General features: G+C 71.3%; 12 protein-coding genes. 7 read left to right on the forward strand and 5 right to left on the reverse strand.

Annotated elements, in window-relative coordinates:
• Positions 1-27: 27 nt before the first annotated feature.
• A complete protein-coding gene (locus tag ACFC0D_RS24140) occupies positions 28-1,464 on the reverse strand; it encodes a gamma-aminobutyraldehyde dehydrogenase (protein WP_376439514.1) in 1,437 nt (478 codons plus the stop codon).
• Positions 1,465-1,655: 191 nt separating this feature from the next.
• Between ACFC0D_RS24140 and ACFC0D_RS24145 the strand changes: the two genes are divergently transcribed.
• From ACFC0D_RS24145 to ACFC0D_RS24165, 5 genes are all read left to right on the forward strand, one after another.
• Positions 1,656-2,162 (forward strand): Lrp/AsnC family transcriptional regulator, encoded by a 507-nt coding sequence (locus tag ACFC0D_RS24145; RefSeq protein ID WP_329115333.1) that lies wholly within the window; start codon positions 1,656-1,658, stop codon positions 2,160-2,162.
• Entirely contained in the window at positions 2,147-3,526 is a 1,380-nt protein-coding gene (locus ACFC0D_RS24150; RefSeq protein WP_376439517.1) for an aspartate aminotransferase family protein, read from the forward strand. The genes ACFC0D_RS24145 and ACFC0D_RS24150 overlap by 16 nt, the downstream gene beginning before the upstream one ends.
• Before the next feature lie 218 nt (positions 3,527-3,744).
• Entirely contained in the window at positions 3,745-4,473 is a 729-nt protein-coding gene (locus ACFC0D_RS24155) for an ABC transporter ATP-binding protein (protein ID WP_376439520.1), read from the forward strand.
• Positions 4,455-5,600, forward strand: a complete 1,146-nt coding sequence (locus ACFC0D_RS24160) for a hypothetical protein (RefSeq protein WP_376439524.1) — start codon at positions 4,455-4,457, stop codon at positions 5,598-5,600. The genes ACFC0D_RS24155 and ACFC0D_RS24160 overlap by 19 nt, the downstream gene beginning before the upstream one ends.
• Positions 5,601-5,871: 271 nt before the next feature.
• Positions 5,872-6,966: an LOG family protein gene (locus tag ACFC0D_RS24165; protein WP_376439527.1), complete on the forward strand. Its 1,095-nt coding sequence runs from the start codon at positions 5,872-5,874 to the stop codon at positions 6,964-6,966.
• 139 nt (positions 6,967-7,105) lie between these two features.
• On the opposite strand, the gene ACFC0D_RS24170 is transcribed toward ACFC0D_RS24165, so the two are convergent.
• Positions 7,106-8,218 (reverse strand): hypothetical protein, encoded by a 1,113-nt coding sequence (locus ACFC0D_RS24170; RefSeq protein ID WP_376439530.1) that lies wholly within the window; start codon positions 8,216-8,218, stop codon positions 7,106-7,108.
• Between the two features lie 112 nt (positions 8,219-8,330).
• Here ACFC0D_RS24170 and ACFC0D_RS24175 point away from each other — a divergent pair, with 112 nt between their 5' ends.
• Both ACFC0D_RS24175 and ACFC0D_RS24180 read left to right on the forward strand, forming a co-directional pair.
• Positions 8,331-9,275 (forward strand): hypothetical protein, encoded by a 945-nt coding sequence (locus tag ACFC0D_RS24175; protein ID WP_376439533.1) that lies wholly within the window; start codon positions 8,331-8,333, stop codon positions 9,273-9,275.
• A gap of 96 nt (positions 9,276-9,371) precedes the next feature.
• The gene (locus ACFC0D_RS24180; RefSeq protein WP_376439535.1) at positions 9,372-10,340 is read left to right on the forward strand and encodes a hypothetical protein; all 969 of its coding nucleotides are present in this window, start codon (positions 9,372-9,374) and stop codon (positions 10,338-10,340) included.
• 77 nt (positions 10,341-10,417) lie between these two features.
• On the opposite strand, the gene ACFC0D_RS24185 is transcribed toward ACFC0D_RS24180, so the two are convergent.
• From ACFC0D_RS24185 to ACFC0D_RS24195, 3 genes are read right to left on the reverse strand one after another with little or no spacing between them, the layout of a single operon-like run.
• Positions 10,418-11,440 (reverse strand): ABC transporter ATP-binding protein, encoded by a 1,023-nt coding sequence (locus ACFC0D_RS24185; protein WP_376439538.1) that lies wholly within the window; start codon positions 11,438-11,440, stop codon positions 10,418-10,420.
• Positions 11,440-13,053, reverse strand: coding sequence for an ABC transporter permease (locus ACFC0D_RS24190; RefSeq protein ID WP_376439574.1), 1,614 nt, complete (start codon positions 13,051-13,053; stop codon positions 11,440-11,442). Before ACFC0D_RS24190 ends, ACFC0D_RS24185 begins: the two co-directional genes overlap by 1 nt.
• Before the next feature lie 38 nt (positions 13,054-13,091).
• The gene (locus tag ACFC0D_RS24195; RefSeq protein ID WP_376439577.1) at positions 13,092-14,171 is read right to left on the reverse strand and encodes a thiamine ABC transporter substrate binding subunit; all 1,080 of its coding nucleotides are present in this window, start codon (positions 14,169-14,171) and stop codon (positions 13,092-13,094) included.
• Positions 14,172-14,254 lie beyond the last annotated feature (83 nt).

Below are 14,254 nucleotides of genomic sequence, written 5' to 3' on the forward strand. Positions count from 1 at the left end.
GGGGCCGCGCCCGGAGAAGCCGGCGATCTAGCCGAGGGACGTCATCACGTGCTTGATGCGCGTGTAGTCCTCGAAGCCGTACGCCGACAGGTCCTTGCCGTAGCCGGACTTCTTGTAGCCGCCGTGCGGCATCTCCGCCACCAGCGGGATGTGGGTGTTGATCCACACGCAGCCGAAGTCGAGGGACTTCGACATGCGCATCGCGCGGGCGTGGTCCTTCGTCCAGACCGACGACGCGAGGGCGAACTCGACACCGTTGGCGTACGCCAGGGCCTGCTCCTCGTCACGGAACGACTGCACCGTGATGACCGGGCCGAAGACCTCGTTCTGGACGATCTCGTCGTCCTGCTTGAGGCCGGAGACGACGGTCGGGGCGTAGAAGTAGCCCTTGTCGCCGACCTGGTGGCCACCCGCCTCGACCTTGGCGTGGGCCGGGAGGCGGTCGATGAAGCCGGAGACCTGCTTCAGCTGGTTGGCGTTGTTGAGCGGGCCGTACAGCACGTCCTCGTCGTCCGGCTGACCGGTCTTCGTGTCCGTGGCCGCCTTGGCCAGCTGCGCCACGAACTCGTCGTGGATGGACTCGTGCACGAGGACACGGGTCGCGGCCGTACAGTCCTGGCCCGCGTTGAAGAAGCCCGCCACCGAGATGTCCTCGACGGCCTTGGCGATGTCGGTGTCCTCGAAGACCACGACCGGGGCCTTGCCGCCCAGCTCCAGGTGGACGCGCTTGACGTCCTTGGACGCCGACTCGGCGACCTGCATACCGGCGCGCACCGAACCGGTGATGGAGGCCATCGCCGGGGTCGGGTGCTCGACCATGGCCCTGCCGGTCTCGCGGTCGCCGCAGATCACGTTGAAGACGCCCTTGGGCACGATCTGCCCGATGATCTCGGCGATCAGGACGGTCGACGCGGGGGTCGTGTCGGACGGCTTGAGGACGACCGTGTTGCCCGCGGCGAGCGCCGGGGCGAACTTCCACACGGCCATCATCATCGGGTAGTTCCACGGCGCGACCTGGGCGCAGACACCCACGGGCTCGCGGCGGACGATGGAGGTCATGCCCTCCATGTACTCGCCGGCCGAACGGCCCTCGAGCAGCCGGGCGGCACCCGCGAAGAAGCGGATCTGGTCCACCATGGGGGGAATCTCTTCGCTCGCCGTGAGAGCGACGGGCTTGCCGGTGTTCTCGACCTCGGCGGCGATCAGGTCCTCGGCGCGCTCCTCGAAGGCGTCCGCGATCTTCAGCAGGACCTTCTGGCGCTCGGCCGGCGTGGTGTCCCGCCAGGCCGGGAACGCGGCCGCGGCCGCGTCCATGGCGGCGTCGACGTCCGCCTGTCCGGAGAGCGGAGACGTGGCGAAGACCTCGCCCGTGGCCGGGTTGACCACATCGATGGTCCGTCCGTCGGCGGCGTCCCGGAACTCCCCGTTGATGTAGTTACGCAGCCGGCGCAGCTCGGTGGTCACTTTGCCACCCCTCCTGTCACGTTCATGGTCGCACTTCGTCGTGCGGCGTCCCGTTTGCTGAGACACCTCAGCCTAATCGCTTCCCTGACGCTTTCGACAGGCCCGACATCCGCCAACTTCGGATTCGGTGAGATCCGAAGCCTCAAACAACGAATTTCATCGCTCTGGGCTTGCCAGACCGACGAGTCTCGGTGCACAGTGAAGCCGTGGCCAGTCAAAGCACGAACTCCAGAACCGGTTCCGGTTCGTCCCCGACGATCGATGCCGTCTCCCTGGCGATCATCGAACAGCTCCAGGAGGACGGTCGCCGTCCGTACGCGGCGATAGGCAAGGCCGTCGGCCTTTCCGAGGCGGCGGTGCGACAGCGTGTTCAGAAGCTGCTCGACCAGGGCGTCATGCAGATCGTCGCCGTCACCGACCCGCTCACCGTGGGCCTCCGGCGGCAGGCGATGGTCGGCATCAACGTCGAGGGTGACCTCGATCCGGTGGCGGAAGCACTGACGGCCATGTCGGAATGTGAGTACGTGGTGATGACCGCGGGCTCGTTCGACCTGATGGTGGAGGTCGTCTGCGAGGACGACGACCATCTGCTGGATGTGATCAACAAGCGCATCCGCACCCTCCCCGGCGTGCGCTCCACGGAGAGCTTCGTCTACCTCAAGCTCAAGAAGCAGACCTATATGTGGGGAACTCGATAACCGTGACCCAGGACCTGTCCAAGACCGCGTACGACCACCTGTGGATGCACTTCACCCGCATGTCGTCGTACGAGAACAACCCCGTCCCCACCATCGTGCGTGGTGAGGGCACCTACATCTTCGACGACAAGGGCAAGCGCTACCTCGACGGTCTCGCGGGTCTCTTCGTGGTCAACGCCGGTCATGGCCGCAAGGAGCTGGCCGAGGTCGCGTACAAGCAGGCCCAGGAGCTCGCGTTCTTCCCCGTGTGGTCGTACGCGCACCCCAAGGCCGTCGAGCTCGCCGAGCGTCTGGCCGACTACGCCCCGGGCGACCTGAACAAGGTCTTCTTCACCACCGGTGGCGGCGAGGCCGTCGAGACCGCCTGGAAGCTCGCCAAGCAGTACTTCAAGCTGCAGGGCAAGCACACCAAGTACAAGGTCATCTCGCGTGCGGTCGCCTACCACGGCACCCCGCAGGGCGCCCTGTCGATCACCGGCCTGCCGGCCCTGAAGGCCCCCTTCGAGCCGCTGGTCCCCGGCGCGCACAAGGTGCCGAACACCAACATCTACCGTGCCCCGATCCACGGCGACGACCCCGAGGCCTTCGGCCGCTGGGCCGCCGACCAGATCGAGCAGCAGATCCTCTTCGAGGGCCCCGAGACCGTAGCGGCCGTCTTCCTGGAGCCGGTGCAGAACGCCGGCGGCTGCTTCCCGCCGCCGCCCGGGTACTTCCAGCGGGTCCGCGAGATCTGCGACCAGTACGACGTGCTGCTCGTCTCGGACGAGACGATCTGCGCCTTCGGCCGCCTGGGCACGATGTTCGCCTGTGACAAGTTCGGCTACGTGCCGGACATGATCACCTGCGCCAAGGGCATGACCTCGGGCTACTCCCCGATCGGCGCCTGCATCGTCTCGGACCGCATCGCGGAGCCGTTCTACAAGGGCGACAACACCTTCCTGCACGGCTACACCTTCGGTGGCCACCCGGTGTCGTCGGCGGTCGCGATCGCCAACCTCGACATCTTCGACAAGGAAGGCCTGAACCAGCACGTGCTGGACCAGGAGGGCAACTTCTTCGAGACCCTGAAGAAGCTGCACGACCTGCCGATCGTCGGCGACGTCCGCGGCAACGGCTTCTTCTACGGCATCGAGCTCGTGAAGGACAAGGTCACCAAGGAGTCCTTCACGGACGAGGAGACCGAGCGCGTCCTCTACGGCTTCCTCTCCAAGGCGCTGTTCGAGAACGGCCTGTACTGCCGTGCCGACGACCGTGGCGACCCGGTCATCCAGCTGGCCCCGCCGCTCATCGCCGACCAGGGCACCTTCGACGAGATCGAAGGCATCCTGCGCTCGGTGCTCACCGAGGCGTGGACCAAGCTCTGACCGTCCCCGCCCTTCGAGGCACAGGACCTCACGCCGCCCTCACGGCGTGACCCCGGCCCGGGTATGCCGCCATCCGAGTGGATGGCGGCGGCCCGGGCCGCGTGCTGTCCGTACAAACGGATCCGAATACTTACGGTGCCCAGTGACCGACAGGCCCGTCCCTTCGTTCCCCCGGACGGGGGAACGCAAGAATCGGATCCGACATCGAGGTGTACGCGATGGCCCCACCGGACAACGACGTGCTCTGGGCGCGTTCCCTGCACTGCACCCTGGAGGGCTCGGACGTTCTCACCGGCGTCTCCCTGGGCGTGCGCGAGGGCGAGGTCCTCGCCCTGATCGGCCCGCGCGGCAGCGGGAAGACCACATTGATGCGCTGTCTCTCGGGACAGACCGTCGCCCAGCAGGGCGAGGTCTGGTTCAACAGCAGCCCCGTCCACACCATGAGCCAGGCCCAGCGCGAACGGTTGCGCCGGGACCGCTTCGGCTGGATCGACCCCGAGCCCGGGCTCGTCCCCGAACTGACCGCCTGGGAGAACGCGGCCCTGCCGCTCCTGCTGCGCGGCGTCTCCCACAAGGCGGCCAAGACCTCCGCCCTGGAGTGGCTGGAGCGGCTGGACATCGGGATGCACGGCCGTAAGCGCCCGCACGCCCTGACCCAGTCGCAGCGCCAGCGGATCGCCATCGCCCGGGCCCTGGTCACCACCCCGTCGGTCCTCTTCGCCGACGAGCCGACCGCCTCCCTGCACCGCGCCGACGGGTCCCAGGTGCTGCGGACGCTCACCGCCGCGGCCCGCTCGCACGGCATCACCGTGCTGCTCGCCACCCACGACAGCGAGGTCGCCACCCTCGCCGACCGCTCGGTCGCCCTGCTCGACGGGCGCCGCGTCGGCACCGCGACGCCGACCAATGGGGCGGAGGGCGTCGCCGCGTGCTCGCTCTCCGTCTAGTCCGCGGGACCCACCCCCTCGTCCTGCTGCGGCGCCTCCTGGTCGCCGCGGCGGCCGCGGGGGTCGGCTTTCTGCTGCTGTGCACGCTGGGGTACGCCGTGGGCCACCCGGACCGGTCGGCGGCGGCGACCCTGCGCCTGCTGTGGTGCCTGGTCCCGCTGGCGGCGACCACACACTTCGCGGTCGCCGTGGCCCGTACGGACCCCAGCACGCGGCCGAGGCCCGGGCTCTCGGCGATCGGCCTGGGCCCGGCCCGGCTCACGGCGATCGCCGCCGCCTCGACGGCGGTCTCCTGCACGCTCGGCTCGATGGTCGCGCTGCTGTTCTACCTGCACCTGCGCGGCGACATCACCGGGCTGCCGTTCGACGGCGCCGCCGCCGATCTCCTGGCCGCGCACCAGCCGATCCCGCTCGCGGGCGCGCTCACCCTGCTCGCGATCCTGCCGGTGGTCGCCTCCACGGCCGCGGCGCTCGCGCTGCGCCCCCGCGGGACTCCCTCGGCCCCCGAGGGCATCGAGAAGGTCGCCCCCTCCGGGCTCCCCTGGGGCGTGGCGCTCCTCGCGATGGGCCTCGCGGTCGAGACGTACGCGGGCGAGGGCGGCGGGGACGCCGTGTTCCCCCTGCCGGGCCGCTTCGACGGCAGCCCCGGCGGCGTGCTCGCCGGCTGGATCCTCACGGCGCTCGGCCTCGCGATGGCGGGCCCCGGCATCACCCACTGGTGCGGCCGCGTCCTGCAGGCGGTCCGCCCGGGCGCGATCCGTCTCCTCGCCGGCCGCGTCCTGATGGACGAGTCCCGGCGCATCGGCCGCCCGCTCGGCGTGGTGTGCGCGGTGGCCTCGGGCGCCCTCGCCGGGGCGAGCCTGTACAGCTCCCGGGCGGGCGGCTTCGGCCCGCTGACGGGGCTGGGAGCGGCGCTGGTGATGGCCTGCACGACGGCGACACTGCTGACGGCGGCCCTGGAGTCCAAACAGTGCCGCGCCCACACCACGGAAGCCCTGGTCCGCCTGGGCGCCCCGCCCACGGCCCTCCGCAACGCGGCCCTGATGCGGGCGGGTGTCCTGCTGGCGGTGTTCCTGCCGCTCACATGGCTGGTGGGGACACTCGCGGCGGTCCCCCTGGGCGCCTGACGCCCACCCGCGGCCGACGTCGGGGGTCCCCCGGACGAAGTCTGGGGGAGGGCGGGCACACGGGACGGCGCCCTCGCGGGCGCGTCCGCCCCTCGGGCCCGCCACGCACGGGCGTCGCGCACCTTCGGGCCCCGTCACCTTTCGCCCCGTCACCTTCGGGACCCGTCACCTTTCAGGCCCGTCACCTTCGGGACCCGTCACCTTTCAGGCCCGTCGACAGGGCGGATGCGCTGACACGGCACCCGCCCCACGAGGGCCTATCGTGGGCACCATGACCCGCCCGCACGCGCGCGAAATCCACACCGCCGCCGAGTTCGACGCGGCCGTCATCCACGGGTCCCTCCTCGGCTACCGGATCCAGTCCGTCGACCTCACCGACCACACCTTCGCGCTGCTCTCCGCCTCCACCACCGGCGCCGTCTTCCTCGGCTGCGCCATGCAGCCGGAGGCCGCCGCCAAGGTCCGCGCCGACGGCGCCCTGGTCTTCCCGCCCGTGCCGGATCTGCCGTTCGACCCCTACCGCGCCCGCCTCTACTCCCCCCACGAACTGTTCGAAGGCGTCCGGGACGAGGGGTACGAGGCGACCCCCGACGCCCGCGCGTACGATTGGTTCCAGCGGACGAAGGCCGACGGCGACGTCTTCGCGTCGATGCTCCGCTCCATCCACGACGACGCGATCTCCGACGCCCTCGACGAACTCCTCGGCGGCAGCGGGGTCGTCGGTGTGATGGGCGGGCACGCCATGGGCCGTGGCACCGACGCGTACGCCGGCGCGGCAAGGCTCGGGCGGTCACTGGCCCGTACGGGTCTCACCGTGGCGACGGGCGGCGGCCCCGGCGCGATGGAGGCGGCGAACCTGGGCGCGTACACGGCGCCGCTCGCCGACGCCGTCCTCGACGAGGCGCTCGAACTCCTCGCCAAGGCACCCTCGTTCACCCCGTCCGTCACCGAGTGGGCCCGCGCCGCCTTCGAGGTGCGCGCGCGGTGGCCGAAGGGCGGCGACTCGGTCGGCATCCCCACCTGGTTCTACGGTCACGAACCGCCGAACCCGTTCGCCGGCCACATCGCGAAGTACTTCGCCAACGCCACCCGCGAGGACGGCCTGCTCGCGCGCTGCACCGCCGGGGTGGTCTTCCTGCCCGGCGCGGCCGGCACGGTCCAGGAGATCTTCGACAACACGACGCCGAACTACTACGAGTCGCGGGGAGAGCCGACCCCGATGGTTCTGGTGAACCGCGCCCACTGGACGGAACGGCTCCCCGCCTGGCCCCTGCTCCAGGCACTGGCCGCGAACCGTCCGATGGCGGCCAGGATCGCCCTGGTGGACTCGATCGACGAGGCCCCCGAGGCGCTCCGACGTCTCTGACCGGGGGCCGGTCGGTGCTGATGGCGGACGGGACGTGGCCGCCTCGACGTCCCGCGGGGAACTGATCGGGACGTCACCTCTGTCGGCGCGCGTGGTCGTACCGCGCGGGCCGACGGAGGGCCTAGGGGCAAGACACCCCCTAGCCCTGGAGCCGCCGTACCGCCTGCGCCTCCGCCCGCTCCACCGACGCCCTGCCGTGCACATGCACCAGCGCCAGATGGAACAGCGCGGGCGCGAGCGGCGCCCAGCGGTGGACGCGGTCGGGGCGGAGCAGGTAGCGGGTCACGTCGGCCGAGCGGAACGGGACGTAGTCGATCGTCCGGTGCTCCCAGCGGTCGGCGACGCCTCTGCCCATGCGCTCCTGGAGCTGATCTCCCGTCATGTCGTTGAGCCGGGCGTAGAAGTGGGCGCCCCAATGCCGCTTGTCCACATCCAGAACGAAGGCCAGCAGCGCGAGCGAGTACTCGTGCGGCTCCAGTGACATCTCCTCGCGCATCCCCCGGCGGGCGACCGCGTGCAGATCGGGCGCATTGCGGCCGGCGGAGTCGATGTGCCGGGCGAGTCCTTCGTTGACGGATGAGTTCCACGCACCAGGTGCCATGCGTACCCGGTTGCTGCGTTGGCTCACCGCCAGCAGGTGGTCCGATGTCACCACGGCGATGTTGACGCCGAAACTGCACTGGAGGAACGCGGGGGCGTTCAGGGGCTCTTCGGGGTCGAGGTAGCGGGACCGGGGAGAGGTTCCGTCGGGCATCCTGCGGTCGAGCTGCTGAGCGGCGAGGAAGGTGTAGTAGTCCGTCGGCCTCAGCCTCAGATGGACCTCGGCCTGCTCGTCGAGGGCGCTCCTGGAGACCTCGAGGCTCTCGACGGCGTACCGCGGCCCGTTCCACACCGGCGCGCGGTCGCCGGACGCCTCCGCGCGGTTCTCCTCCGCCTCGATCTCGGCGCGCCAGTCGTCCATCTCCTCGGGCAGCGCGACCGCCTCGGTGAGGACCTGGACGTGGACGGACTCGGGGGCGATCGCCCGGTCCCCGTCCCCCTCGACGATCAGCGCGGAGGTGCGCAGCGGCCCCAGGGAGAACGTCGACCACGCTCCGCGCTGCCCCTCCCGGAAGGTGAGGCTGCGGACCATCCCCGCCGAACGCCGCCGGATCCTGAACCAGGTGTCCTGCGTCCACTGCTGGAACAGGGTGGCGAACACGACTCCCAGGATGGCGCCGACCACTCCGTTGCCCAGATCTATTCCGCTCACCCGCAGCAGCGTAGGCCAGATGATCACGTTCGGTGGCCGCGCGAGGCAACTTCGACGCCCGATCCGTCGTCTGGCAGTCCGTACCGCCATCCTTCCGGAACGGAGCCACCCGGTGCTCATAGGACTGCTGACCGCCATCGCCGCCTCGATCTGTTACGGCACGGGCTCCGTCCTGCAGGCCGTCGGGTCTCGCAAGTCCGCCCGGCGTGAGGCGGCCGCGGCGGGCCGGCTCACGGACCGCGGCGGGCCGAGTCTGTCCTCCACCGCGAAGGCGGCGACGACGTGGGAGTTCGTCGTCGGCACGATCCTGGACTTCATCGGCTTCGGTCTCGGCGCGCTCGCGGCCCGGCTGCTGCCGCTGTTCCTGTCCCAGACCGTGATCAGCGCGAACCTGGTCGTCACGGCGGTCCTGAGCGTCCGGCTGCTCGGGATCCGGCTCACCCGCGCGGAGTGGACGTCCATCGGCGTCGTCTGCTCGGCGCTGGTGCTTCTGGCGAGCGCGGCGGGCCCGGAGGGCAGCGGGCACACCCCGGTCGCCACGCACTGGTGGCTGCTCGCGATCTCCGTGCTCCTGATGGTGGGCGGGACGGCCGTCGTACGGCTCCTGGGTGGGCGAGCGGCGATCCTGGCCGGTCTGCTCTCGGGGCTCGGCTTCGGCGCGCTGGGCGTCGGGGTCCGGATCCTGAACGGCATCGACCCCTTCGACCTCGGCGCGCTTCTCACCGACCCGGCGCTGTGCGCGATCCTCGTCGCCGGCATCGGCGGCATGTATCTGCACACCGTCGCGCTCCAGATCGGCTCGGTGAACGGAGCGACGGCGGCGCTGGTGGTCGGCGAGACGGTGCTCCCCGGCATGATCGGCGTCTGGTGGCTGGGCGACGCCTCCCGCCCGGGCTTCGCCTGGCTCGCCGTCCTCGGCTTCGCCCTCGCGGTCGCGGGCGCGGTGGCGGTGGCCTGGTTCGGCGCCCCGGAAGGCCACGGGGCGGAGGACACGGGAGTGCCGGACGAGCACGGGTCCGTGCCCGAGGACCGTCGCGATCCCGTACGCGTTCCGTAGCTCCCCACGTCGTCGCACCCGCCCTCCACCGCACGGCGGACCCGGTCCCGCCCGCGGAGTGACGACCGGAACGACCGGCGCCGGGACGCTCGTTCCATGACGCCGAAGACACTCCTCTCCACCTGGCCGTCCTGGGCCGGCCGCACGGCACTCGTCTGGTCCGTGCTGTACGCCACGGGCGCGGCGGTCGCCGCGCTCACCGGCCCCGCGTTCGGCTACGCACTCCTCGGCAAGGCGACGGGCCCGGCCGCGGAGGCGACGGCGGCGGGGCTGTACGGGGCCGCGGCCGTCCTCGCGTACGTGATGGTGCGCCGCCCCGGAAGGCATTGGCTGCCCCGCGCCGCCTGGCCGGTCGTCGCCCTCTGTCTGACCTCGGGCTTCGCCTTCCTTCTCACCCCGACGCATCTGCTGTTCTTCCTGTCCCGCAATCAGCCGGCCATCGACTGGGCGGCCTGGGTGAACCAGGGCTTCGCGGTGCTCGGCGCGGTCCTGTGGGGGTGTGCGGCCCTCGCGTACCGCCGCCGGACCCTCGGCACCTGCCCGCACTGCGGCGGCCGGGCCGGCACCCCGTCCGGCCTGCCGCCGGCCACCCGGGCAGGCCTCGTCGCGGTCGCGGCCCTCGTCCCGTACGCGGCCCTGAAGACGGCCTGGGCGCTCGGCATGACGCCCGGCTTCACCGGTGAGGGGCGGCCCGGCGCCGACCCCCGGTACACCAGCGACGCGGGACTCTGGCTGTACGACCACGGCGTCGACATCACCGTCGTCCTGGCCCTGATCGGCATGGCCCTGGCGCTCGCCCTCACCCGCCCCTGGGGCCGACGGCTCCCCCGCGTACCGCTGCTGGCCCTGGGATGGGCGGGCGCGGGCGCGCTCACCCCGTTCGGCGCCTTCCTGGCGGTGATGGGCCCACTGATCTGGGCGGGTGTGATCGATCTCGCCGTGGACGACCATGCGCCCTGGGTGTTCGTCGTCGTCTACGGGGGCTTCTGCGTCTACGGGCTCGCGCTCGGCCGGGCGACCCGCTCCTACCAGCGAGCCACCCGCCGGGTCTGCGGCCGCTGCTGACCGAACGGGCGCCGCGGGGTCTGCGTGACGGGCCGAGGAACCGCCGGTCCGGCAGGCCGAGGCCCGGCCCTCAGCCCTCAGCCCTCCGCCAGGATCACGACCTCCTCGGCCGCGAACGTCACGCCCACCCGCGCGCCCTCCTCCGGTGCGTCCCGCAGGGGCAACTCCGCCTCCAGAGCGGGGCCCTCGGCCGGGCGCAGCAGGACCGCGACGTGGGTGCCGCGGAAGGTGCGGGCCTCGACCGTGCAGGGCAGGCCGTCCTCCGGGGCGCCGAGCCGGACGCCGCCGGGGCGCACGAGGAGCTTCCCCCGGCCCTGGGGCGCTCCGTCGGGCACGGGCACCTTCCCCCACACCGTGTCGGCCGCGTCCCCGCCGACCGTCCCCTCGACCACGTTGTCGAATCCGAGGAAGCGCGCCACGAACTCGGAGGCAGGCCGCTGCCAGACCTCCCGCGGAGTCCCGGACTGGGCGATCCTGCCGTCCCGCATCACCACGACCCGGTCGGCGAGCGCGAACGCCTCCCCCTGGTCGTGGGTGACGGCGAGCACCGTCGTACCCAACCGGCCGAAGAGACCGCGCAGTTCGACCACGAGCCGCTCCCTCAGCCCTCGGTCCAGCTGGCCGAGCGGCTCGTCCAGCATGAGGAGCCTGGGCCGTGGGGCGAGTGCGCGGGCGAGCGCCACGCGCTGCTGCTCGCCGCCCGAGAGCGAGGCGACGGCCCGCCGTCCCGCTCCGGGCAGGCCGACGAGGTCCAGCAACTCCCCGACCCGCCGGTCCTGTTCGGCCTTCCCGACCCCGCGCATCCGCAGCCCGAAGGCGACGTTGCCGCCGACGTCCCGCTGCGGGAAGAGCTGGTGGTCCTGGAACATGAGCCCGACGCCCCGCCGGTGGGCCGGCACCCCGGCCTGGTCGCTGCCGCCGAGCAGCACCTGGCCCTCGTCGAGGGCCTGGAGTCCGGCGACGGCCCGCAGCAGCGTGGACTTGCCGCTGCCGCTCGGCCCGAGCACGCACACGATCTCGTGCTCGGCCACCGCCAGGTCCACCGAGTCGAGCACGGCCCGCTGCCCGAACCGTACGGTCGCGGCCTTGAGCGTCAGCATCAGAACTCCCCGGAGGTCCGGTCGGTGCGGAGCCGTTCGAGCAGCAGCAGGGCCACCGCGCACACCACCATCAGAATCGTCGAAAGGGCCATGGCCTGGCCGTAGTTGAGCTCTCCGGGCCTGCCGAGCAGCCGGGCGACGGCGACCGGCAGCGTGGGGCTGTCGGGCCGGGCGATGAAGACCGTCGCGCCGAACTCTCCGAGAGACACCGCGAAGGCGAATCCTGCCGCGATCAGCAGTGCGCGCCGTACCAGCGGCAGATCGACCTCACGCCAGGCGCGCAGCGGCGAGGCCCCGAGCACGGCCGCCGCCTCCCGCAGCCGCTCGTCGACCGCACGGAGCACGGGCAGCATCGTCCGTACGACGAAGGGGACACCGACCAGGGCCTGCGCGAGCGGTACGAGGATCCAGCTCGCCCGCAGGTCGAACGGCGGCTCGTCCAGGGTGATCAGGAAGCCGAAGCCGACGGTGACGGCGGAGACCCCGAGCGGCAGCATCAGCAGCGCGTCGAAGCCGCGCACGAGGCGGCCGGCGCGCCGGGTGAGGGCCGCCGCCGCGAGCCCACCGATGACGAGGGCGATCAGGGTGGCGACGACGGCGTACCGGAGCGAGTTCCCGATCGTGTCCAGCAGCGGCACGAGGAAGGTGCCGGAGGGGTCCGGGGTCTGCAGGGCCCGGTAGTAGTCGAGCCCGTATCCCTCGGAGGTGGCGAAGGAGCGTTCGACGAGGACGCCGAGCGGCAGCACGATCAGCAGCGCGACGGACAGCAGGACCCCCGCGAACAGCAGCCACTGCCCGGCGCCCCGGGGCCGGCGCGCCGTCTGTTCGGGCGCGACCAGCTTCAACGCGGTCTCCCGCCGGCGGACGGTCCGGGCGTGCACGGCGAGGACCACTCCGACGGCGACGAACTGCACCATCGTGAGAACGGCCGCCGTGGTCAGATCGAAGCGGACGACGGTCTGCCGGTAGATCTCCGTCTCCAGGGTGGAGTACGTGGATCCGCCGAGGATCTGGACGACGGCGAAGGAGCTCGCCGTGAAGAGGAAGACCATCAGCGCGGCCGCGGCGACGGAAGGGGCGAGCGCCGGCAGGGTCACGGTCCGCCACGCGGTCCAGCGGGACGCGCCGAGGACCCGGGCGGCCTCCTCCTGGCGCGGGTCGAGCTGCGCCCAGAGACCGCCGACGGTCCGGACGACGACGGCGTAGTTGAAGAACACATGGGCGATCAGGATCGCCCAGACGGTGGTGTCGAGCCGCATCCCCCACAGCTCGTCGAGGAGCCCACCGCGCCCGACGAGCGCCAGGAAGGCCGTACCGACCATGACGGTCGGCATGACGAAGGGCACGGTGACGACGGCGCGCAGCAGCCCCTTCCCGGGAAAGTCGAAGCGCGCGAAGACGTACGCGCCGGGCAGCGCGATCAGCAGGGTCAGCCCGGTCGAGGCGAGTGCCTGCCAGAGCGTGAACCAGAGGACGTCGAGGATCTCCGGCCGGCTCAGCGTCTCGCCGAACCGGCCGAACTGCCACGCCCCGTCGACCCGCAGCCCGCGCTCGACGATCGAGACGACGGGCCAGGCGAAGAAGAGCGCGAAGAAGGCGACGGGCACGACCATCAGGCCGAGCCGCGCCGCGCTTCCCCTGCGGTCGGGAACTACTTCAGAACGAGCGACGACCACTGCTGGATCCACTGGTCACGGTTCTTGGCGATCTTCTCGGGCGCCATGGTCTGCGGCTTGTCGATGACCACACCGTGCTTCGTGAAGAGCTCCGGCAGGGTGGCGTCCTTGGCCACCGGATTGACGAACATCTGCAGCGGCATGTCGTCCTGGAACTTCTTGGAGATCAGGAAGTCGATCAGCGCCTTGCCGCCCTCGGGGTTCTTCGCCCCGTTCAGCAGTCCCGCGAACTCGGTCTGCCGGAAGCAGGTGCCGGTGGAGACCCCGGTGGGGGCTTCCTTGGGCTGCGGCTCGGAGTAGAGGACCTCGACCGGCGGGCTGGAGGCGTACGAGACGACCAGCGGCCGGTCGCCCTTGGCCTTCTTGCCGCCCGCGGAACCGGAGAACTCCTGGTTGTAGGCGAGCTCCCAGCTGTCGACGGTCTTCACGCCGTTGGCCTTGAGCTTCGTCCAGTAGTCCTGCCACCCGTCGTCGCCGTACTGGGCGGCGGTGCCGAGCAGGAAGCCGAGGCCCGGGGAGGAACGCTCGGGGTTCTCCACGACCAGCAGGTCCTTGTACGCGGGCTTCGCGAGATCGTCGAAGCTCTGCGGCGGCGCGAGCTTCTTGTCCGCGAAGTACTTCTTGTCGTAGTTGACGCAGATGTCACCGGAGTCGATCGGGGTGACCCGGTGCTCCTTGTCGGTCTGGACCTCGGCGGGGATCCGGTCCAGGCCCTTCGCCTCGTACGGGACGAAGATCCCGTTGTCGAGCGCGCGGGACAGCAGGGTGTTGTCGACGCCGAAGAAGACGTCACCCTGCGGGGAGCCCTTGGTCAGGATCTCCTTGTTGACGGCCTCGCCGGCGTCGCCGCTCTTGAGGACCTTGACCGTGAAGCCGGTCTGCTTGGTGAACTCCGCCAGCACCTCCTTGGAGGCGTTGAAGGAGTCGTGGCTCACGAGGGTCACGGTCTTCGGCGTGGGCGCGCCGGACTTGCCCGCCGCGTCCCGGACGTCCTCGGAACCGCACGCGGCGAGCGTGGTGACGCCGAGCGCGGCGACGATCGCCGCGGCGGCCATCTTCTTGGTGCTCACTGAAATTCCTCCTGGGTGTGACCAGGAAGAGACGCGGCCCTGCCGACCGGAAGGCGGGCAGGGCGCAA

Source organism: Streptomyces sp. NPDC056222, from assembly GCF_042264065.1.
Taxonomy (GTDB): Bacteria; Actinomycetota; Actinomycetes; order Streptomycetales; family Streptomycetaceae; genus Streptomyces.